The following is a 22,317-nucleotide window of genomic DNA, read 5'->3' as shown; positions in this document are numbered from 1 at the left end:
TCGTAATTATTATTTTGTTGTTTTACCGGTTTCACGCTTGGTTGTCTTCACCTTAACTGGTGAAGTTGCGTTAACACGACGTGCCAATTTTAATACCAAGTGACTGCGACGAAGACCAGTTTTACGTGGGCTACTCTGCTTCTTAGGTTGTGCCATAATTTATTCTCCTCTTTTAGGTTGTCATAAAACTTACGTACCATTATACCTTTTTTATTAGACAATCTCAATAGCCTGTCTGTAAATTAGATAATAATATTGACTTTTTATGTCGTTTATGTTAATATAGCAAACATGAACACGGAACGATTTACATCACAAAACAACAATGAAGACGACAGATCTGTAATAGAAATACCAAAATCTGTAGTTAAAATCGGTGCAGTAGCATTAGCCGCGTTAGGATTGGCTGGAGCTGCAAACGCCCTAGGCTTATTCTATAGCCCTAAATCACCAGAAAAAGGACCAAGCCCTGCCCACCAAGTAGCTCAAGTTGTAGAGGATTATAGCAATGGAATCATCACGGAGCTACCAGAAGATACAGAGATTCGCACTGTCACTCTTGAAGAGGGAGAAAATCCGACTTCGGTGGTTGAAGCAGCCATGGAAGAATACAACGAGGAAAATCCTGAAAATAAGATAGACTCTAATGAAGCAAGAAGCTCCATATACGAAACTGCTGTCTACATGAAAGATCTCTACAAAAACAAGACTGGCGACTCAGAAATCCAACCAGGATCTACTGTCGACATTGCCATAGGCGACATAAACGGTGACGGAAAGCCAAGCATAGCCATAGCAGGAATAAAGAACGAATCGAAGTAGACTGTTTCCTAGACTACAATATTCACCAGCTTGCCTGGAACATAAACCATCTTTTTAGGTGGTTTATTGTTTGTGAATTTCTGGACATTTTCGTCAGCTAGGGCTGCCGCTTCAACACCCTGCTTGTCCATATCACTCGGCAGTTCAAGTTTTGCACGAAGCTTGCCATTCACTTGAACTATAATAGTCATCGTATCACTCTTTAGATATTTTTCGTCCCACTTCGGCCAATGGCCAACGTGAACCGTATCATCATGACCCATTTCACGCCACAATTCCTCTGTGATATGCGGAGCAAAAGGCGCCAAAATCTGAATCAAGCTTTCTAATGCAAATCGCCACTCGTCCGACGTGTCAATTCCATGCGATTCTTTTATCTTATACAGACCATTGACCATTTCCATCATCGAAGCCACGGCTGTATTAAACTTCTCATCTTCAATGTCGCGAGTAACTTTTTTAATTGTCGAGTGAGTTAATCGCAATAGTTCTTGAGTTATTTTTTCATTCGCGCCAAGAGAGTCGTTTGGATTCCTATCAACGAACTCCTGAACCAAGTTCCATGCTCGATTTAAGAACCTGTAAGTTCCCGGAACGCCACGAGGATCCCATGGTGCGTCCATGTCATAAGGCGCGATGAACATTTCGTAAACTCGCAACGCGTCGGCACCATATCCGCTGTCCATAATCTCCATTGGATCAATGACATTGCCCTTAGACTTGGACATTTTCTGACCGTCTGGTGCCATAATGTATGCATTGTACATCATTCGCTTGAAAGGTTCTGGAGTCGGAACGAGGCCGAGTTTATAGAAAAATCGCATCCAAAAACGACTGTATAGCAGGTGAGCCACGGCGTGGTCGGCGCCATTGTAATAATCAACCGGCATCCAATGGTTAATTCTCTCAGGATTCCATGCTTCATTATCATTGTGCGGGTCGAGATATCGTAAGAAATACCAGCTAGAACAAGCATAGCCGTCCAAAGTGTCAGTCTCACGACGACCCTCTACCCAATTGTCGCCGTCAGGCTTATTTTCTGTAATCGGCACAGTTTTTCCAGTTTCAACATCCACCCAAACTCGCACCCAATCATCAACTTGAGCCAAAACAGAAGTATTCCCGCCCGTTGGCTTAAAGTTCTCCACCTCTGGCAAAATCACCGGCAAGCACTCATCAGCTACAGCAATTGGCGCACGACCATCAACATGAACAATTGGAATCGGAGCACCCCAATAGCGCTGACGAGAAATCAACCAATCGCGCATTTTATACGTGGTTTTGCTTCGCCCAGAATTCTGCTGCTCCAGCCACGCAACAATTTGCTCGCGAGCATCCTCACTCCTGGTCCCGTTAAATTGTCCGGAATTTATCAACTCACCTTCACCAGAATAACAGCCAACATCGGCTGAATGCTCAGGCCTATCAATAACCTGGATAATCGACAAGTCAAACTTCTCAGCAAACGCAAAATCTCGCTCGTCGTGCGCCGGCACAGCCATGACTGCGCCGGTTCCATAGCTGCCCAAAACATAATCCGCCACCCAGATTGGCAATTTTTGACCATTAACTGGGTTTATGGCATAACTGCCAGTAAATACGCCTGTTTTCTCTTTATTCTCTTGACGTTCAATATCGGATTTTTGTTGCGAAGCTTGGACATACGCTTCAACCTTTTCGCGCGTATCAGAATTGACCAACTGAGAAATCAGATGATGCTCCGGTGCCAAAGCTACATACGTCGCGCCAAATAACGTGTCAGGACGAGTTGTGAAAACTGTAATCTTGGAGTCTTGACCGCTAACCGCAAACTCAACTTCCGCGCCAGCTGATCGACCGATCCAATTCTTCTGCATGGTTTTAACCATTTCCGTCCAATCAAGCGCATCGGTTGCCTCTAAAATTTCATCTGCATACGCCGTAATTCGGAAAAACCACTGCTTGAGATTTCGCTTGGTTACAGGATTACCGCAGCGCCAACATTTGCCACCTTCAACCTGTTCGTTAGCAAGCACCGTGTTATCAGTTTCACACCACCATTGCGGCTGCTCTTTTTGATATGCCAAATCGTGCTTATATAATTGCGTAAAAATCCACTGAGTCCATTTGTAATATTCTGGATCAGCTGTAGAAATTTCTTTTGTCCAATCATAGCTAAACCCAAGTCGCTTCAATTGCTCCTTAAAGTGAACTTTCGCCTCATCGTGCGCTACACGTGGCGTTTTTCCGACTTTAATAGCGTAATTTTCAACCGGCAAACCAAAGCTGTCCCAGCCGATTGGATGATAGACATTATAGCCCTGCTGACGCTTGAATCGTGCTTTGATGTCGGCAAATTGAAAAGTACGACCGTGACCAATGTGAATTCCCGCCCCTGTAATCCCCGGAAGCATGCTCAAACTGTAATATTTCGGCCGAGTAGTGTCGTTAAAATCGACCGCGTAAGTACCGTCAGCCTCCCATTTGTTTTGCCATTTTTGTTCAATTTCTGTCGGATTATAGCGTCTCATATCTGTAATTATAGCAAATAATCCCGCTCATTACGAACGGGATTATTATTAGGCAATTAAGTTATTTACCTAGTCGAGGTTGATGACAATCCGCTCGAATACCCTTCCATAAAACCTTCTATAAACTCTTTCAAGCTCTCAGCACTCGAAGGAACCTTGATTTCTTCAGATTTATTCACATTGATGTCAAATGAAATTTCTACAGAAGCCTTCTTGCTATCACCTTTCAACTCTAAGGCTTTCAACTCATGAGATGACCTATCAACCCACACCTTCAATGAAGATTCGTCAATAGATGTCGATTCGTCTTTGCTATCATGACTATTCGATTTTCCACACTTACCGAGCGCCTTACCGACTGATGAATTCTTAAACTCTTCATCAAATTTTGACGAATTAGATTTATTATTACCTTGCAATTCAAAACCACGTCCACCATTACGATCACTAATCTTTGAATCTTTTATTGTGAAGGAACTATTCTTTTGATAAATCTGAGCCAATTCCTTACGCGCACTTTCGTCACTTTGAATTTTCTTCAGAGCGTTAATCCCACACTTGTATTCGCTACCGATTTCATCTGGAGAAATCTTCATCCACGTGTCGCTCATTTTATCTATCTCAGAGCTCATCTTCTCCAATGCCTGATCGCGGTAAGTTTCTATTTGAGATCTTGATAGATTTCCGCCAGACGAAGATTCCATAACTACTTCAAGCAAAGTGCCATACAAATCCTTAAAGTTATTTATCTTCACGTATATCGTTCCGTCACTATCAAGAACCGCATCACCTTTAAGAGGAATATTTTTCTCAACTCCCTTAATATCAAGCTTAGCGTCAATATTCGCCTTTGATTTCCCCGAATCAGTAGCAGTCTTTACGTTTAGCTCTATTTTTCCTTGGTCGCGCATATCAATAACTACCTTACCGTCGGCAGTCATCTTCTTTGCCATGATAGCGTTAGACACAGCGTCCGTAACCATCTTTTCTGGATTCTGCCACCACAAGAAATAAACTAGCACAGCAGAGATAATAGCAATAAGAGCTATGACTCCCAGCACTATGCCAATTATCAATCCCGTTTTCTTCTTTTTTGGTTGCATCGGCACGCCGTTATATTGCGGCTGCGGTGCAGGTTGATTACCTTGATCCATCATTCCCCCTTGTTTTATATACCTTGAATTTAATATATCACATTAATCTTTAAATTGTGAGAAAAATTGGTTTTTCCTAGCAATCCACTCCGGCGTTTGCCTGACTAAGTATTTATCGTCCTCAGTGCTATGAAGGTTGATTTTTATAGATTCCTCTAGCCATACACCGCCGCTTGAACCCTTAAATAACGCGACGCCTTCAGATTTCAATTTGTCGCGCACGAAAGACCCAGCCTCGATGGCATTCTTACATTCCTTCACCTGGCAGCCTTTTTGACGAGCGGCCGGCGCCAAATATTGATTAGCTTTCTCACCAACCGTCACAACCCAATCCAACAAATCCGGACTACAATGAGAACCAAGTTCGGCGTGGGCTTGCTCGAAAATTCCCTTTAAGCCATTCATATTGCCAAGTACAGCAATTCGCTGCGGAGTCTCAATTCGATACAAAGATTGTAAAGCCGCTAAAGCAGTCAACGGCGTCGAACTATAGCTATCATCAATCAACCAAGTATTGTCCGCACCCTTCAGCAAATTCATCCTACCAGGCAGTGGGCGCAAATTTTCTATGCCCTTTTTTATATTATCCTCAGTTTCGCCAAACGCATACCCAATAGCTGCCGCCACGATCGCTGGACGAATATTATGCTCGCCAATTAGCTTAACGTTGACTTCTAACCCATTAGGATTTTCTGGCGACACAATAAAGCCGTGATGTCCATCTTTCAGAGAAAAATTACGATCGTCAAAATTATACTCCGCCACGGGATCACTTCCGTACGTAGTGATATTGGGATTCGTCAAAAAGCTAGCAAAACGCCCGTCAATGTCATCACGATTTATCATCGCCATTCGCGAGAAATTCGCCAGCGAAATCATCTCATTCGCCACTTCCTCCAAGGAATATTCAACCTGCATTCGACCATTTGTCACAGAAGTTACAACTGTAATATCCGGCACAACATAAGCCTTAAACCAATCGTTATAGCCAAGTTCCTTTGGATTAAATTCCTGAACAATCACTTGGACTTCCGGTTTTTCAGCCTTAATCCTCTTCTTTACGGCGCGCATCACCTTCCACCATTTGAAAAGGCCTTTTTCAGGCATCTTCACGCCCATCATCTGAAGGAAAACATCAGCTTTCGTCTTTGGCTCTTCATTGCGAAGTTGAATATCAAATTGTTGCGCCAAAACCGTACCGATAGCTATTTTTGCACTAGCCTTTCCGGCGCTACCAGTTATCGCCACAAGCTTCACATCTGGATGAACAGCAAAAAATTCTCGCACTAATTTTGCTAGTTTTTCTTCCCCTTTTTTTGAAACAGTAACCATAACTATATCATACCATAAGCATTATAGAAGAGCTGCTACGCGCCCACCCGGGGCATATTTGAATATGTGTTTGTCTTTCAATTGGCAAGCATAGGAGAATGCCCCTATGCGTACCAGCTCATGTTTAATTATGCATTATCGCCCAAAAAAACACAAGCTTTATATCCCACTGCGACTATTGACCTACGTTGCTTATCATTTTCAATAGTTCTTCTTCGTTAATGATTTTCGTGCCGTATTGCTCAGCCTTTTTCAATTTGCTAGCACCAACCTTACCGCTAGCCACCAAATATGTCGTGTCTTTAGAAACTGCAGTTTGAAAAACTCCACCGAGATTACGAATTTTATCCGCAGCAGCGTCGCGTCCCATAGATTTCAGAGTACCTGTGATGACAAAACTTTTTCCGCTCAAACTACCAGATTTTTTATTAAACTGAGGAACGGCGCCTAGCTCGGTGAATTTATTGAGCAATTTTACATTATCCTCATCAGCAAACCACGCCACCACAGATTCAGCAACAATTTCACCCACGCCATCAACTTGTCGCAAATCGTCAATCGTCGCTTTCGCCAAATTTTCCATACTCTCAAAATGATTCGTCAAATCAATCGCCGTTTGCGCTCCAATATGACGAATTCCCAGACCGTACAAAAATCGCTCTAATTCTGGACGTTTTTTATCAGCAATTGCCGATATTAACTTTTGTGCAGAAATATCAGCAAACCGATCCAGTTTCAACAAATCGTCTTTAGTGAGCATAAAAATATCCGCCAAATCGCCAACCAAACCATTGTCAATCAAAACTTCCACGTTTTTTTCGCCAAGCGTATCAATATCAAGCGCACCCTTAGACGCGAAATGCGCCAAAGCTCGCTTCAAAATCAGCGGGCCATTAGAGCCCTTAACTCGGTAAACAGCTTCACCTTCCGGTCGCACAAATTCCAGCTCCGGATATTGCCGTTTTAATTCTGCTTCATAATCAATTGGCTCAGAATCTGCAGGTCGCAATTCCTTCAAGACACTCTCAACTTGCGGAATAATATCGCCAGCCTTAAAAATCACTACAGTGTCGCCTCGCCGAATATCCAAACGCTCAATTTCATCGGCGTTATGCAAACTGGCGTGCTGCACCGTAGTTCCCGCCACCACCACTGGATCAAACACAGCCACCGGAGTCGCCGCGCCAGTTCGCCCGATAGAAATTACTATATCTCGAACGATCGTCGTAGCCTCTTCGGCCGCATACTTATAAGCCACCGCCGCGCGCGGATTTTTACCCACCATACCGAGATTGTTGTATATCTCTCGATCGTTAATCTTAATAACCAGCCCGTCCGTATTAAACGGCAAATCATGACGCTTGTCGCTCCATTCATCAACAAATTTCATCACGTCGGACAAATTGTCAAAAACACTAGCCTGCTGATTGCGAGAAATCCCCAGCGCCGTCAAAGCCTCGTAAGCAAAACTATTCGTCGGAACTTCCGAACTATCATCGCGAATCACATCATATCCGCGAAAATGCAACGGGCGCGCCGCCACCAGCGCAGGATCTAATTGACGAATTGTCCCCGCAGCCAAATTGCGCGGATTAGCAAATGTAGGCAACCCTAGAGATTTCTGCTTTTTATTAAGCTCCTCAAAATCCCGTTTCAACATAACAATTTCACCGCGAATCTCTGTCCGACCACGCAAAAAATTTTCAAAACCCGCCGCTTCACGCAGACGAAGCGGTACATTTTTAATAGTCCGAACATTATTCGTTACATCTTCGCCAACAAAACTATCGCCACGTGTCACAGCTTGCGACAATACACCGTCGACATAAATCAACGCGCACGCCAATCCGTCCATTTTTATATCCGTAAAAAATTCATGTCGCTGACCCGGTATTAATTTATCAGTTCGCTCAATCCACGCCTCAACTTCACTTTTATCAAAAACGTCATTCAAACTGACCATTCGGCGCGCGTGCTCCACTTTTTGAAAACCGTCAAGCAGCTTATTCCCAACTCGTTGCGTAGGACTGTCAATAGTAATCAGTTCCGGATGATCCGATTCAATTTTCTTCAGCTCATCCATCAGACTGTCATAAACCGCATCGCTCACGCTCGGCTTATCTAAGGTGTAATATTCATAGCTATAACGATTTAGCAGGTCTTTAATTTCGTCAATTCTTGGTTTTTTTGGTGTCACTTTCAACCACCTTTCTGTAGAACAAATAGACATACACAGAAATCATAACTATCGTTACGTAAAGTAAAATCAAGCCAGTCGTCGGGACAATTGGCAACCAGTCAATGCCGCTAATCCATCCCTTCAGCGCGCCGTCAAGCAGAATTACTGGAATCAAAACTACCGCCCACAAAAGCACGGACAGAATAACCGCCCACGCGAATCTCAGTAAAATCCGTAATCTTCTCCCAGTCACAATATCGCCCGACAGACGCAGCGCGTGAAACGGATACATCCCCGGCAGTGTTATAATAATCATCGCAAAAACCGTAGAAGTCGCCCAATAGACGGACATCGCCACTATCAGAATCGCCGCACCGCCAGCCGCCATCAGAATCGGCGTTTGATTTAACACTCCCGAAGCATTAAGCGCGCTATAAATAATCACCGCCACTGCCGCCGGCACCATTTGAATCAAGAAAACCCCGATAACAATTATTAGCGCAATTATGGGCGACCCAGAGCTATACAAACCGTCGCGCATTTTCGGTTTTTTACCAATTAAAATAGCTCGCGTTAGCCAAACGGACGACAACCAAGTTAATAGTCCTAGAAAGATTCCCGCCGCTTGCTGCACATTTCCGCCAGCCGTTCCACTACCGGAAATATAACTAACCGCAACGCCAGAGAATAGGCTAATTGTTGTATAAATCCCGCCAAATCCATTCGACTCAGCCTGATTCATCACGTCTTTAAGTTGTTGGTATGTGTCTTGCGACATGACGCTGGCTAAGGCAAACGTCAATATCGACATAACGATAATTAACGCCAAAAAAGTTTTCTTATTGCGCCACACCAGACGACAAGCCTCACTAGTCAGCGACCAATATCCTGGAATTTTAAGATCTCGTTGGTAATCTCGTCGCTTAGTTAACCGAAAACTACGATGAGGTCGGCGCTGCAGAAAATTACGCCGCTGCTGATTTAATTTACCAAAGTCACGCTTAATACCGGGCCATACACCTTTTTTATGATCAGCATTTGACTTCTTAGGGTTCTTGACTACTCGTTTTTTGGAGGTTTTCGTTGCCATAATTACATCTTTGTTGCGTTATTTCTCAGCCTTGCAATCCTGTCTTCTAGCGGTGGATGAGTACTAAATAGTTTTGAGAAAAATCCAGGCTTCAAAGGATTATTCATGAACAAATTGGCGGTGGAAGAGCTTTGTTTTTGCATTGGTCTGCCGTATTGGCGCAATTTCTCCAGCGCGCTTGCTAACCCTTCAGTGTCTCGCGTCAATAGCACTCCCGAAGCATCTGCCAGATATTCACGCTGTCTACTAACCGCCAATTGAGTTATCGTTGCCAAAAGCGGCGCCAATATACCCACAATCAACCCGAAAGCGTAGATGATAGGATTGACATCCCTGTCACGATCGTCACTATAAAACATCATTCTAAGTGCCAAATCTGCAAATAGACCAATCGCACTAACCAGACCAAAAGCAATCATACTCACACGGATGTCGTAATTTCGCACGTGGCTCATTTCATGCGCCATAACCGCCTCCAGCTCTCGCTTGTCCATAATATCCAAAAGCCCAGTAGTTGCACCAACGATGGCATGATTTGGATCGCGACCAGTCGCAAAAGCATTTGGAGCTGGATCATCGATAATATAGACTTTCGGCATCGGCATACCAGAAGCGATAGACAAATTTTCCACTACTCGCCAAAGTTCAGGAGCGTCATTTTTACTAATTTCCTGAGCGCCAGTCATCATCATAGCCAACTTGCCAGCTATAAAATATTGCAGCCAAGCATATAATATTGCACATATAAAAATAATGAGTGCCAATGAATAGCTATCAGTTGCCGCTCCAATAAACAGACCAATAATTCCAATAATTATCACAAACACAGACATAATTAATATTGTGTTGCGTTTGTTTTGAGAAACTGCATTGTACATATGTTAATTATATCAAAAATCGCCCGCCAAAAATAGACGAGCGATTTTCATTTCAGGGTTCGATTAGAACTTTACTTCAACTGGATTTTCGACGCTTGCACGATCCTCAACGTCGAAGAATTCCTTAGCTTGGAAGCCAAACATTCCCGCGATGATATTTGTTGGGAAAGTCTGAATCTTCGTATTCAGGTCGCGAACGCCACCGTTGTAGAATCGGCGAGCTGCTTGGATTTTATCCTCAGTGTCAACCAATTCTTGTTGCAATTGCAAGAAGTTCTGGTTTGCTTTCAACTCTGGGTAAGCCTCAGATACGGCAAACAAGCTCTTCAAAGCGCCTTCCAAAGCGTTTTCAGCTTTAGCGGTTTCAGCCACGCTGCCGGCATTCATAATTGCTGAACGAGCTTCTGCAACCTTCTCAAACACTTCTTTTTCATGTGTAGCATAGCCTTTTACTGAGTTGACCAAATTTGGAATCAAATCAGTTCGGCGCTTTAGCTGAACAGTAATGTCACTCCACGCCTCTTCTACGCGGTTACGCAATACAACCAAACCATTGTACGCACCGATTACAACTCCTACGAGTACTAATAAAACTACCACTGTAACAATAAGTACAATTACCAATGGACTCATTTCTTACCTTGTCCCTTTCCTATTCAATATTACTTTCTTTACAACTTTGGTGCGCAAGGCGGGAATCGAACCCGCACGACTTTTGGTCAAGGGATTTTAAGTCCCTCGCGTCTACCAATTCCGCCACTCGCGCTTATTTACATACAATCCAGACACCTACGCGCCAGACTGCTTATATTATACTATATCCGCTAAGTAAATTGTATAATTTCGCAAAATAAAAAATAGCCCAATACTCAGGACTATTCATCAAAAATTGGAGGCACGTACGAGAGTCGAACTCGTCTAAAAGGTTTTGCAGACCTCTGCGTAACCGCTCCGCCAACGCGCCACCGCCTTTATTATATCAGATTTTACAAAACATATCACAAACAATTCATCCAATAATTGCAATATGTTTGGTGCGAGCGAGAAGACTTGAACTTCCACGAGCGCAATGCTCACTAGCCCCTCAAGCTAGCGCGTCTACCAATTCCGCCACGCCCGCATAGCCACTTACCATTATACCCGATTACGGGGTTTTGTAAACGGACTTTTTCTCTGTCGCCCAATATTGAACATCGACATAACGATCGACAGGATTGACGACTTCAGTGCTTGCGTCGAGAGCTTTAACGTTCCGAATATGAATATAGTCAAACTTTGGCTGATACAAGGCAATCGCTGGAGCGTCCGCTTGCCAAATGGCAGTGAACTTCGCGTAACGATCAGCGCGTTGCTTTGCCGAGATTTTAGATCGACCGCTCTCCAGAGCATCGTCCGCTATCGCGTTATTGTAATTGGAGAAATTTAAACCATTATTGGTTGCCTGCGAAGAATGCCAATAGGCGTAAACATCAGGGTCGCCACCCAAGGAGAGCTCATAAACCAGCACGTCAAAATTGCGCGGCTGCAAAACTGTCTGAAGAATATTTTGAGTGGCGTCGTTCGGATCGACAACTTTAATATCCGATTCTATATTCAGTTCATCATACCAAACTTGAGCCAAATACCTGGCAACCTTTTCGTAATTGCTATTCTTCAAAACAACTACGTTGAGCTTTAACTTATCATTTCCCTTCTGACGAACATTATTCACACTCTTCCAGCCCTCAGCGTCAAGTAGAGATTTCGCTTTCTTGACGTCATAACTAGACGAATTCGAATTCTTTCCCAGGAATTTGTTAAGCGTTGGACCAGATAATTCTTCTGTAGATAATGACAAAGATTGGCGTAACTTGGACGTATCAACGCTGAGCGACAAAGCTTGGCGAACAGCTTTTGATCGCAAGAACTGACTGTTGTTATTAAACAGCGCGTAAACTCCGTTATTCAAAGAATGCGCTTCTGCAGCGTACATAGATTTTACCTCGGCGGATTGATCGTTATAAATCAATTCTGGAGTTCCTGTAATTTCTCGCGTACGCAAACTTTTCGCAATATCATCCTGTGTCGGATACGCGTACAACTGGAATCGCTCTAACTTAGGCGTGCTGCCATAATAATTGCTATTCGACTGCAAATATAGCACTTTTTTACTACCATCGCTCGTTACATTCTGCAGCAATCTAAAGGCGAATGGACCGCTGGATATGGGCGACTTATTAAAATCATGTTCACGTAAATTCGACGGTTTAACATCTTTTAATATATGTTTAGGGATAATCGGGAATGTCAAAGCGTGGACAAACGGCGAATATGACGACGGCAAGATAAACTTTACCGAATCGTCAGACACTTTCTCGAATTTTATGGATTTCCAGCCTGATATTTCAGCTCCAACTTCTGGATTCGCCAATAGCTTCAACGTAAAGATTACATCGTCCGCCGTTAGGTCTTGTCCGTCCGACCACTTCAGACCTTTCTTCAGTTTGACTATATATTCAGTTTCTTTATCGTTCACACTGACGCTGTCCGCCATGTCAGCCTTTATATTGCCCGTTGAGTCATATCGATACAAACTTGAAAATAGCAATTTCGCGGCGGATTTTTCAGCATTGGTTTTTGCGAAAATTGGATTTAGGTTTTCCAAAGGACCCAGCACACCCTCAGAGTATGATCCGCCAGAAGTGTACGCCATTGTCGTGAAAGAATTGCGAGAAATATGCCACTGCACCGCACTGGCGCCAATCATCACCAATACTAGAATAATCCAGACAGAAACCCGACGTCGCACATTAGACAAACGGTCTAACCTGGATGTCACGAATTTATGTGCATGGCGCAAGCTTCCCTTTTCAATCTTACGCAGACGCTTATTGACATCTTTACTGGAAACTTTTAGCCGCGCAAAACGATTCCATGACGAATTATCCGAGCTCAAATCTATTCTCCTATTTTTGCAATCCCGGCAAAATCATACTTGCCAAAATCGATAGCACAAAAATCACCGCAAAAACAATAGTTACGTCGAACAAGTTTTTATCAAATCCGCGACGAGTAGTGAATAATTCCCCAGACGAGCCGAATCCTGCGCCCAAACTTGCGCCTCGTTGTTGCAACAAAATTGCGATAATCATCAGTACGGCAGATCCAAGCGTCACGTACGGTAAAATTGTATCAATTGACATATTACTCCTTTTCTTCCCGCTGCAAAACCAGCGCGCTACTTATAATATAGTTTACCAAACTCAGTATAATCCCGGCAATAATTGAATGCGCAAAAGTCATAGAAATCCCGGGCGCCAAAGCTAACGAAATGTAAACCATAAAGCCGTTCACAATTAAAGTAAACAATCCTAAGGTCAATAGAATTGCTGGCAGAGCTAGAATTGTAACAATTGGTTTCAATACGCTATTCACTACCGAAAATATCAACCCAGCCATCATAAATGTCCACGCAGAGGTTGCACCTGGAGTTTCATTTCCAAGTAGCCGCACCGCAACCCAAATACCTACCGAGTTAAGAATTAGCCGAATCAAAAACGTTGCAAATTGTCTTTTCATTAGTCTTATTATATATAATTTATGCTTTATTGTCGATTGGTCGCCAAAACTTAAGACAATCGTTTAATCAAATCTGCCTTTTTCGCACCAACTTCCGCCTGCAATTCCGCATAATCCGCCTCGATAATTTTTTTCACACTACCGAACTTCCTCAACAATTTCGCACGCGTCTTTGGACCAATCCCCGGAATTTCTTCCAGTTGGTTTTTCGTCTGATTTTGACGCTTCAGTGCCGTATGATAGCTCACAGCAAATCGGTGCGACTCGTCACGAATCCGCTGGAAAAGTTTGACAATATCCGTCGTCGCAATAGAACTTTTTGTAAAATTGCCCCGGCTGGAACCGTCATCGATAGCAGAGCCTCGTAGATTCTTTGAATGAGATCCGGCGTTGCGCTGAGCAGGATGCAAATTTACCACATACACATCATTGTCTTCGTAAATAGCGATGTCCTGATGAATAGATTTTTGCAACTCTCCAATGCGCGTTACGTCAATTTGTGAGCCAGTTTTATGAATAATAATTTCTTCCTCGCGTTTGGCAATGCTAATAATCGGCAATTTTATTCCGCGCTCATCTCTTGCCTTAATCGCTGCCGAAAGTTGACCTTTTCCACCGTCAATCAACAACAGATCTGGACAGCCCCAGCTTTTGACATTTCGCTCGCCAAGTCGCCTAAAAATCACCTCATACATATTTCCAGTATCGTCGTTTTTTTCGCTCACCTTAAATTTGCGGTATTCCGCACGATCGCTCGCACCATTCGTAAAGACCACCATACTCGCCACAACTTGACGTCCGCTCATATGCGAAATATCATAGCCCTCAATTCGCACTGGAATATTTTTTAAGCCAAGTAGTTTTGCTAAATCAGCCAGCGCCTTGTCTTTTGAAATATCCAAAAATTCTTTGTCGCCAAACATAACGCGTCGCTGAAGTTCTTGCATGGCGCGCAACTTATTCCTCAGACTTGCCGCCCGCTCAAAATCATGAAGCCCCGCAGCCGTTTTCATATCACGTTCCAGCTCCACGGCAATAGCCTTGCGGTTTCCCTTGATATAACTTATCAATTTATGCAAACTAGCTTTATACGCGTCCGAACCATCACTTATCTTCGGGCTTAAACCCAAATCCTCATCCAACTTTGATTGACCAGGGCGTCTTTGGCGAGTGAGATACGGAAAAATTCGCCTCAAATAGCGCAACGCTTTTTTCAGCGCAAAACCATTGTAAAACGGACCAAAATAATCTGCACCGTCATCGGCAGGATTCCGCGTAAAACTAACCGTCGGCCAATCGCTTTTCATATCAATCCGAACATACATCTGAGATTTGTCATCACGCAGCAGAACGTTGTATCGCGGCATATACCGCTTGATCATCTCGCTTTCCAAGAATAGCGCGTCAACCTCACTCTCAGTTTCAATCCAATCAGTATCAAAAATCTCCGCCACTAGCGCCATAGTTTTATTGTCTCGCCCGCGCGAATCTTGAAAATACTGGCGTACGCGATTTTTAAGAACCGCCGCCTTACCAACATAAATTACCTCGCCGCTCGCCGACTTATGAAAATAAACGCCGGGCGTTCGCGGCAAAGTTTTTAGCTTGGCTTGCAGTGCTTGATTCATTAAATATATTACAATCTAAATACGCCAATTATGCAAGCATTCTTCTAGCGATTGACTAATCTTCCAACCACTTTTTGAGAACTATCGCCTGATTATGTTCCGTATCTTTGGTGCCATATAGAAGTGTAACTGCAGATTGTTTACCCCAATTATTCTTCGCTTCGGCAGCCGCAGGATTATTATCCAGCTCCTTCATATAACGGCGAGAAAATTCCGGGAATTTTTCTGGATCGTGATTAAACCATTTGCGTAATTCATCAGTCGGGGCAATTTCTTTATTCCACTCGTTCAATGCAGCTCGTTCTTTGCTAATTCCGCGCGGCCACAATCGATCGACCAGCACACGATAACTATCGTCCGACGCGGTCGACTCATAAATCCGTTCAATTTTATACTTTGTCATAATTTCATATAACTACAAATTATTGATCAGATCAATAAAAAGCGAAAGCTAACCATTCTTCAATATTTAATTGATGCTACGTAAATATTCCTCCAAAAACTCACTCCACTCGGGCGCATTCTTTTCGTGAAAATAGGTGCGAAGAAAATCAACCATAATTTGATGACGATTTTCTGCTTCTGCTCGTCCTGGCTCGGTCAACATCAAACCTTTCAATTTCAGCAGTTTCTCAAAGAAGTGATTGATAAATCCGTCAGTGTCATGCGTATTGCCATCAGCGTTATATTCGTGCGCCGCCAAATTGACATTCGGCCAAACTTTAGGATCAAAAATCCGACCGCCGTGACGACAAGCATAAGTCAACGCCCGCTCAATGCCGACCGCACCAATAGCATCACACATATCAGCGTCAGACGCCAATTTCCCTGCCAGCCGCTGCGGCTGCTTGCCGTTCAGCCGTTTGCTATAACCAATCGCCGCAATATTTTCCAGCACAACCTGACTTAAATCATCAGCTATCTCTGCCTGCGCCATAATATCTACTGCGTTCGTCAATTTTTCCGCCTGCGTTTTACCGACTAATTTATAATCATCAACATCATGCAGCCAAGCCGTCAATAACACTTCTTGCAGGTTCACTGATTCGCTGCATTCGCTAGCGAAACGCTCCGCCAGCAACGCTACTCGCTCGACATGATCATCGGCATGCCCCGAAGTGTCGCCGCCCAATAACTGCCGAACTTTAGTCTTTGCTATTTCAAGCTGGGAAATTTGTCGATCGTTCATACTCATATTATACATAAAACAGCGTCGCCTACTGGCGCTTATTAATATACAAAGCGTAATATTTTCTGGGAGGATAGTCTATATTAAATTATTGTTATTACAACAACGATTCCCTAACTATAGATTGCAAAACCGGCACAACATCTATTTCAAACCATGGATTACGCTTACGCCAGCCAATGTTAAGTGGCGATGGATGAACCAACGGAAAATAATCTGGTAAATATGTGTCGAAATTAGATACAGTTGCCGTTAAGCTACGTTCAACGCGATGGTTCAAATAGTATTTCTGAGCATAAGACCCAACCAGTATAGTCAATCGTACATTCGGCATTTGAGCCAACAAACGCGGATGTCATTTTCTAGCAAAGTCCAGACGTGGCGGCAAGTCCACAAGAACAGAGTGAACACCAAGTATGTCAAGTAGCCACATTCGTATGCAGGAATGTATCCATGAACTTTTTAACGATAGCTTAAGGTTATCGTTAAAAAATGTTACCTCAACAAACTGGAAATTTATGAAGCTGAATTTATTTATTAAAGATTTTATCCATATTTGAATAAAATAAGGGTAAATCCAGATTTTCTTGCTTTCCAGACTCATAAATACTTTTACATCCATACATAATGTCTTCTACATCATTATGTAACGTCATAATTCTGCTCGTGAGCTCATTTCCTGCAAACATTCGTTTCATTATCATACCTGCGACAGTAGAAGGTATTTTGTAAGGAAGAAGTTCATTTTTATATAATTTCAAATTGACCCCTCTAGCTTTTACTACTTTAACAGTTTCTCTTACCGATTTCACTGCTATAGATAATGCGCGGGAATCTCTCATAAGATTAATCGCAAGCTGTTTTGGGTCATCAATTTTTCCTGCTCGTGCAGCAGTAGAAGTAACACCTGCATTTATTGCCATGTGAATCCATATCCATTCCACCATATCATAAGGAACTTCTGTTTTTAGGTCTGTAGATTTAAGAAGCTCTATCAAATCTCTATAGTTTGGAATGCTTGCTTTTTCCTTGCTTTCAAGCATTATATGGTCAAATAAAACACAGTTCAACTCTTGCTGTATCATACTTCCACCAGCAGTAGGAAATCCTATAATGTATTTAAAATTACCTACTATTTCTTCAATCTCTTTGCGACTGTTCCAAAAGTTACAGAATAATATCAAACTTCCCGTAATGTTGTTTTGCGAAAGTGTTGCTATAGCATCTTTTATTTTTCCGCGTGAAACACTCAAAAGAATAAAGTCATAACTTGTATCCGGTTTTGCGAGATTTACAGTGTATGTATCTGTTTTTTCTTCTCCCTTATTATCATAACGTCCGTCTAATATAGTTATATTCAGCTTTGCTGGAACATTTTGTTTTTTATTTTCCCTAACTAAATGCTCAACCTGATGTCCTGCTTTTTGAAATACATATCCATAAGTTGTACCTATCACACCTAAGCCTAAAATACATATTTTCATTTATATACACCTCCATAAATTCTAATTTGTCTTTGTTTAAAAATAAGTCCCATTATATAATCCCATAAACCATTTAGCAAACTTTGCGACAAGTTCATGATTAAGTGCAGTTACTAACGGGCGACCATCCTTTTTCTGTAAAATCAGCGTTAGCCGGATCGGACATTATCTGATCATATTATATTCTCCATATTACAATTATGTCATAAAGCGTTAGTTAGTAAAGTGTATTCTTCAGGAAGATGATCTCTATTAAGCCACCGGGCTTCTATTATTTCAAAGTTGCATTTTATGTCATAATTAGACGCGTGCGCCGCAAAAACTCGAACTGAAAATTTGGCATATGATTCATGAGAATTAGCTTTTCCGAGATATCGCAGATTATATATCTTTAATCCAATTTCCTCCGAGACTTCTCTAACGGCAGCCTGCTCATAACTCTCATTACGATTCACTCCGCCTCCTGGCAAAGCCCATTCTTGACGACTAAAGCGGCTTCTGACTAATAAAATCTTACCATCATCACGATAAACAACCACCCGCACGCGGTCCTTCTTCGGCACAATCCTAAAAACTAGCGACATTACGTAGGCAACCCCACGAAAAATTGCCCGCACGAATGAGCTGAATATCTCGCCGACTATTGATCCTTTGTGAGGCATAACTAGTAGAAACTTTCTCCTTTGGCGACAGTTTATTCTGTAGTTACGCCGTCAAAATCTTCTTCGTTAGCCTCCGCTTCTTCGCGAGTCGCCCGAACAATGCCATCTTTGTGATGTGCTGGACTATAAATAGTATAGAGCTTAAGCGGCTCTTTGCCAGTATTTATCACATTATGCTCAGCTCCCGCCGGCACAATAATCGCACTACCGTCAGAAACGGCATATTCATTGCCATCAATCAAAACCTTACCTTCGCCAGACTCAAATCTGAAAAATTGATCATTCTCCTCGTGAACCTCCGAACCAATTTCCCCGCCAACAGGCAGGCTCATCAACACCAATTGGCAATGCTTCGCAGTATATAAAACCTGACGAAAATTATCATTTTCTAACGTAAGTTTTTCGATATTTCCACTAAAACCCTTCATAAATCCCCCTTCTATTTTTTTTATTTCGCAGCTTTTTCCAAAGCGTCAATCAACGTCTGCTTTGGCTTCATGCCGATCATTTCAGCAACTTCCTCGCCGCCAACAAAAATCTTCATATTTGGGATTCCCTGCACGCGATATTCCATAGCCAATTGCGCATTTTCCTGACTTGCTTCAGTGTCAACCTTAACGATATCAAACTCTGTTTCTTCGGCAATTTGATGCAAAAGCGGAGCCATTGCACGACATGGCGGACACCACGGCGCCCAAAAATCAACTAGTACAGGACCGTCGCTTTTTAGCACCTTATCTTCGAATTCTTGCTTTGTTGTAATTTCATATAAAGCCATTATTTCCTCCTTTTCTGGCATTTTTTACAAACTCCCGTCACAACCAACGGGCCGTCAATATAACAATCGCTAATTTCATGCGCAATCTGCTTTCTCATTTCATCGGCAATTTTAATATCCATCAGACCATCACAATCGCTGCACACAAAATGATCGTGATCGTCCTTACGAATATCATATCGCAAGCAACCTTTTTTTGTCGGCGGCGCCAAACCAATCATCCCGTCGCCACACAGGCGCTGAGTTATCCGATGCACCGTCGTGTCGCTGACTTCAGGATGAATGTTCCGCAATTCCTGAGCAATTTCCGCATTCGTCGCGTGATGCTTGCTCTTTAAAATCGCCATCACATCATTCGTGTGTTTTGTTGATCGCCTAACAATTTGCGTCATGTTCCTATTGTAAAGTATTTACAATAAATAAACAAGGGCTTTACTTCATAAATTGACTTATATCTATATATTACATATAATAGTCAAAGTCTATGAACTCCTGACGGCGAGTTCCTCTAATATACACTTTGAATAATTAAGAACGCTCAGTTTTCTGTGCAGTTTATAAATATTAATTTATCATCGAAAGGAATTGATTTGAAAAACAAACCGAACAGCAAAGAAATATTTCGTCTATTTTGGAAAACGTCAGTACCATACAAACACCGCCGAAACTTGGCAATATTTTTTGCAATGCTGACTCTTGTGGTTACTATTTTTGTCGGCCCACTTATAATTGCTCAACTTCTTAGTATTATCCAACATAATCAGTTACACGACTCAAAAAACCTATGGACACTAATTGCTTTATATAGCGTCAGTGGATTGTGGTCAAGCGTCATCGGCTGGCGATTAGTTTTATATCTCGTCTGGACATTTGAAACCGCCATGCAACGAGATTTATACGCTCAGTGCTTCAGCAAATTGACCAACCAAACATTATTCTTCCACTCAAATAAATTCGGCGGGTCGCTCGTTAGCCAAACAAATAAATTAGTCGGCGCGGTGGAAAGTTTTTGGGACACGATAATTTGGTCAGTTTTGCCGCTAGTTGTTTCACTGGTCGGTTCAATAATTGTCCTGTCAACCCTTCTTTGGCAATACGCGTTATTCTTACTCATCTTCTCAATTGTTTTCAGTATCGTCGTTTATTACGGATCCAAGCCAATGGCGAAATTGACAAAAAAAGAAGCCAAGGCCAGCAATAAATTGAACGGACAATTAGCCGACGTAATTTCAAATGTTCTAGCAGTCAAGTCGTCCGGCGCCGAAGCTACGGAACAGAAATTTTTCGCAAAAACCGTCAGTTCTTGGCGAAATTCAAGTCTCGACGTAATGCGCGGATTTTTGAAAGTCAGCACTATATATTCGTCAATCAACATGGTTATTAAAATTGGAGCAATAGCCTTCGCAGTGTACGCAGCCCAGAATGATTTGGTGTCCGTGGCGTCCGTTTATCTTATTATCACCTACACCGGTAGCGTCGCGCATGAATTATGGAACATGAACGGAATTATGCGCAATTACAACCGAATTATCGGTAACGCAAATGATATGGTAGAAATCTTACAAACGCCAACGACATTGATTGATAAAAGCGATTCAAAACTGGAAGTCACAAGTGGCGAAATTTCTATGGATAAAATAACTTTCACGCACGACGAGGGTCAAGGCGACACTCTATTTCACGACTTTTCTCTGGATATTAAGCCAGGCGAAAAAATAGGTTTGGTTGGAGCGAGCGGTTCTGGAAAAACTACGCTCACTAAATTGCTATTGCGTTTTGCTGATATTGACTCAGGAAAAATTACCATCGACGGACAAGATATTTCCGAAGTCACCCAAGCAAGTTTGCGCGCCAAAATCGCTTACGTGCCGCAAGAGCCATTACTATTCCACCGCTCCGTGCGCGAAAACATTGCTTACGGCCGACCTGATGCAACTGACGCAGAAATTGAAGAAGCCGCCAAAAAAGCTGGCGCTTACGATTTTATCGTTGGACTTAAAGACGGTTTTGACACAATGGTTGGCGAGCGCGGAATTAAATTATCTGGCGGACAGCGACAACGAGTTGCAATTGCCAGGGCAATCCTAAAAGATGCGCCAATTCTAGTCCTCGACGAGGCGACTTCAGCGCTAGATTCTGAGTTGGAAGCGTTGATCCAAAAATCCTTGGAAACGTTGATGGAGAATCGAACCTCAATTGTCATTGCCCATCGCTTATCTACAATTGCTAAGTTGGATCGTATAATTGTTTTGAAAAATGGGAAAATTGTCGAGGACGGGTCGCACGACGAGCTCATCAATAAAAAACGCGGTGTTTACGCAAAATTATGGGCGCGACAATCTGGCGGATTTATTGAAGAATAGCTCAATCTGCATACGCTAATTATGTTATAATTAAGATATGGAATCTTTTATTCACTTGATAACTAGCTTTGGCGTATTGGCAATTTTATTAGTAATTTTCGCAGAATCCGGTCTACTAATCGGCTTCGTCTTACCTGGCGACAGCCTGCTTTTCACTGCTGGATATATGGTTCAGCAAAACATTCTACACATTGACATTCACATTTTTGCACTTTTGGTTTTTGCGGCGGCAGTGCTGGGCGACAGTGTTGGCTATAGTTTTGGCCACAAAGTTGGACGCAAGTTGTTTGAAAAAGAAAATTCCCGATTCTTCAAGAAAAAATATTTAGAGCAAACAGAAAAGTTTTACGACAAGCACGGCTCAGCGACAATCGTCCTGGCTCGATTTGTGCCAATTGTAAGAACCTTCGCCCCAATCGTTGCCGGCGCCAGTAAAATGCACTATAAAACATTCTTAACTTTCAATCTTATCGGTGGATTTCTTTGGTCGTCAGCATTCGTTTATCTAGGCTTCTACGCTGGCGAGTTCTTGACCAAAGCGGGTGTAAATATTGAAGTTGCAGCAATTCTCATCATCTTCCTGTCTGTCTCACCAATGGCAATTCATGCTTTGAAGCAACCAAACACTCGCGCTTTGCTAAGAAAACAATTGTCGGTTCTCCTCTCGAAAACCAAGCGTAAAAAATAGCC

22 protein-coding genes, 3 tRNA genes and 1 pseudogene are annotated in these 22,317 nt (G+C 42.6%); 3 read left to right on the top strand and 23 right to left on the bottom strand.

The window, feature by feature from the left end; translation table 11 throughout:
- Positions 1-9: 9 nt before the first annotated feature.
- Positions 10-156, bottom strand: a complete 147-nt coding sequence (locus LRM42_RS00300) for a hypothetical protein (RefSeq protein WP_164999843.1) — start codon at positions 154-156, stop codon at positions 10-12.
- 135 nt (positions 157-291) lie between these two features.
- On the opposite strand from LRM42_RS00300, the gene LRM42_RS00295 reads away from it, so the two are divergent.
- Complete coding sequence (locus LRM42_RS00295; RefSeq protein ID WP_243816323.1) at positions 292-822, top strand: hypothetical protein; 531 nt, start codon at positions 292-294, stop codon at positions 820-822.
- A gap of 8 nt (positions 823-830) precedes the next feature.
- On the opposite strand, the gene leuS is transcribed toward LRM42_RS00295, so the two are convergent.
- From leuS to LRM42_RS00185, 22 genes and pseudogenes are all read right to left on the bottom strand, one after another.
- The gene (gene leuS, locus LRM42_RS00290; RefSeq protein ID WP_243816322.1) at positions 831-3,332 is read right to left on the bottom strand and encodes a leucine--tRNA ligase; all 2,502 of its coding nucleotides are present in this window, start codon (positions 3,330-3,332) and stop codon (positions 831-833) included.
- A gap of 65 nt (positions 3,333-3,397) precedes the next feature.
- Positions 3,398-4,486: a hypothetical protein gene (locus tag LRM42_RS00285; RefSeq protein ID WP_243816321.1), complete on the bottom strand. Its 1,089-nt coding sequence runs from the start codon at positions 4,484-4,486 to the stop codon at positions 3,398-3,400.
- 42 nt (positions 4,487-4,528) lie between these two features.
- Positions 4,529-5,818 carry a glutamate ligase domain-containing protein gene (locus LRM42_RS00280; RefSeq protein ID WP_243816320.1) on the bottom strand — a complete coding sequence of 430 codons (1,290 nt, stop codon included), beginning with the start codon at positions 5,816-5,818 and terminating at the stop codon, positions 4,529-4,531.
- A gap of 175 nt (positions 5,819-5,993) precedes the next feature.
- Positions 5,994-8,015: an NAD-dependent DNA ligase LigA gene (gene ligA / locus LRM42_RS00275; protein WP_243816319.1), complete on the bottom strand. Its 2,022-nt coding sequence runs from the start codon at positions 8,013-8,015 to the stop codon at positions 5,994-5,996.
- A complete protein-coding gene (locus tag LRM42_RS00270; protein WP_243816318.1) occupies positions 7,990-9,087 on the bottom strand; it encodes a hypothetical protein in 1,098 nt (365 codons plus the stop codon). Before LRM42_RS00270 ends, ligA begins: the two co-directional genes overlap by 26 nt.
- 2 nt (positions 9,088-9,089) lie before the next feature.
- A complete protein-coding gene (locus LRM42_RS00265) occupies positions 9,090-9,965 on the bottom strand; it encodes a M48 family metallopeptidase (protein ID WP_243816317.1) in 876 nt (291 codons plus the stop codon).
- A gap of 63 nt (positions 9,966-10,028) precedes the next feature.
- Complete coding sequence (locus tag LRM42_RS00260; RefSeq protein ID WP_129634583.1) at positions 10,029-10,598, bottom strand: LemA family protein; 570 nt, start codon at positions 10,596-10,598, stop codon at positions 10,029-10,031.
- A 47-nt stretch (positions 10,599-10,645) separates the two neighbouring features.
- Positions 10,646-10,731, bottom strand: a tRNA-Leu gene (locus LRM42_RS00255).
- Between the two features lie 124 nt (positions 10,732-10,855).
- Positions 10,856-10,929 (bottom strand) — tRNA-Cys (locus tag LRM42_RS00250).
- A 68-nt stretch (positions 10,930-10,997) separates the two neighbouring features.
- Positions 10,998-11,085: transfer RNA gene (locus LRM42_RS00245), tRNA-Leu, on the bottom strand.
- A 24-nt stretch (positions 11,086-11,109) separates the two neighbouring features.
- Entirely contained in the window at positions 11,110-12,900 is a 1,791-nt protein-coding gene (locus LRM42_RS00240) for a peptide ABC transporter substrate-binding protein (protein WP_243816316.1), read from the bottom strand.
- A 10-nt stretch (positions 12,901-12,910) separates the two neighbouring features.
- Positions 12,911-13,147: a preprotein translocase subunit SecG gene (secG, locus tag LRM42_RS00235; RefSeq protein WP_129631344.1), complete on the bottom strand. Its 237-nt coding sequence runs from the start codon at positions 13,145-13,147 to the stop codon at positions 12,911-12,913.
- Position 13,148: 1 nt separating this feature from the next.
- Positions 13,149-13,523 (bottom strand): phage holin family protein, encoded by a 375-nt coding sequence (locus LRM42_RS00230; RefSeq protein WP_129634579.1) that lies wholly within the window; start codon positions 13,521-13,523, stop codon positions 13,149-13,151.
- Positions 13,524-13,573: 50 nt separating this feature from the next.
- Positions 13,574-15,151: a helix-hairpin-helix domain-containing protein gene (locus tag LRM42_RS00225; protein WP_243816315.1), complete on the bottom strand. Its 1,578-nt coding sequence runs from the start codon at positions 15,149-15,151 to the stop codon at positions 13,574-13,576.
- Positions 15,152-15,206: 55 nt separating this feature from the next.
- Positions 15,207-15,554 carry a DUF488 domain-containing protein gene (locus LRM42_RS00220; protein WP_243816314.1) on the bottom strand — a complete coding sequence of 116 codons (348 nt, stop codon included), beginning with the start codon at positions 15,552-15,554 and terminating at the stop codon, positions 15,207-15,209.
- 66 nt (positions 15,555-15,620) lie between these two features.
- The gene (locus LRM42_RS00215) at positions 15,621-16,340 is read right to left on the bottom strand and encodes an HD domain-containing protein (protein WP_243816313.1); all 720 of its coding nucleotides are present in this window, start codon (positions 16,338-16,340) and stop codon (positions 15,621-15,623) included.
- A gap of 97 nt (positions 16,341-16,437) precedes the next feature.
- Positions 16,438-16,731: pseudogene (locus tag LRM42_RS00210) on the bottom strand (uracil-DNA glycosylase family protein); the annotation flags it as partial.
- 139 nt (positions 16,732-16,870) lie between these two features.
- Positions 16,871-17,824 carry a ketopantoate reductase family protein gene (locus LRM42_RS00205; RefSeq protein WP_243816311.1) on the bottom strand — a complete coding sequence of 318 codons (954 nt, stop codon included), beginning with the start codon at positions 17,822-17,824 and terminating at the stop codon, positions 16,871-16,873.
- A gap of 203 nt (positions 17,825-18,027) precedes the next feature.
- The gene (locus LRM42_RS00200) at positions 18,028-18,486 is read right to left on the bottom strand and encodes an NUDIX hydrolase (RefSeq protein WP_243816310.1); all 459 of its coding nucleotides are present in this window, start codon (positions 18,484-18,486) and stop codon (positions 18,028-18,030) included.
- A gap of 32 nt (positions 18,487-18,518) precedes the next feature.
- Positions 18,519-18,914 (bottom strand): cupin domain-containing protein, encoded by a 396-nt coding sequence (locus tag LRM42_RS00195; RefSeq protein ID WP_243816309.1) that lies wholly within the window; start codon positions 18,912-18,914, stop codon positions 18,519-18,521.
- A 20-nt stretch (positions 18,915-18,934) separates the two neighbouring features.
- Positions 18,935-19,264, bottom strand: a complete 330-nt coding sequence (locus LRM42_RS00190; protein WP_129637096.1) for a thioredoxin family protein — start codon at positions 19,262-19,264, stop codon at positions 18,935-18,937.
- Positions 19,264-19,656, bottom strand: a complete 393-nt coding sequence (locus LRM42_RS00185; protein ID WP_243816308.1) for a Fur family transcriptional regulator — start codon at positions 19,654-19,656, stop codon at positions 19,264-19,266. The genes LRM42_RS00190 and LRM42_RS00185 overlap by 1 nt, the downstream gene beginning before the upstream one ends.
- Positions 19,657-19,812: 156 nt before the next feature.
- On the opposite strand from LRM42_RS00185, the gene LRM42_RS03945 reads away from it, so the two are divergent.
- Together LRM42_RS03945 and LRM42_RS00170 are read left to right on the top strand one after the other, a co-directional pair.
- The gene (locus tag LRM42_RS03945; protein ID WP_320412638.1) at positions 19,813-21,627 is read left to right on the top strand and encodes an ABC transporter ATP-binding protein; all 1,815 of its coding nucleotides are present in this window, start codon (positions 19,813-19,815) and stop codon (positions 21,625-21,627) included.
- A gap of 37 nt (positions 21,628-21,664) precedes the next feature.
- Entirely contained in the window at positions 21,665-22,315 is a 651-nt protein-coding gene (locus tag LRM42_RS00170; protein ID WP_243816307.1) for a DedA family protein, read from the top strand.
- Positions 22,316-22,317 lie beyond the last annotated feature (2 nt).

Source organism: Candidatus Nanosynbacter sp. TM7-075 (assembly GCF_022828255.1).
Taxonomy (GTDB): Bacteria; Patescibacteriota; Saccharimonadia; order Saccharimonadales; family Saccharimonadaceae; genus Nanosynbacter.
This window is presented reverse-complemented; position numbering and strand designations above follow the sequence as displayed.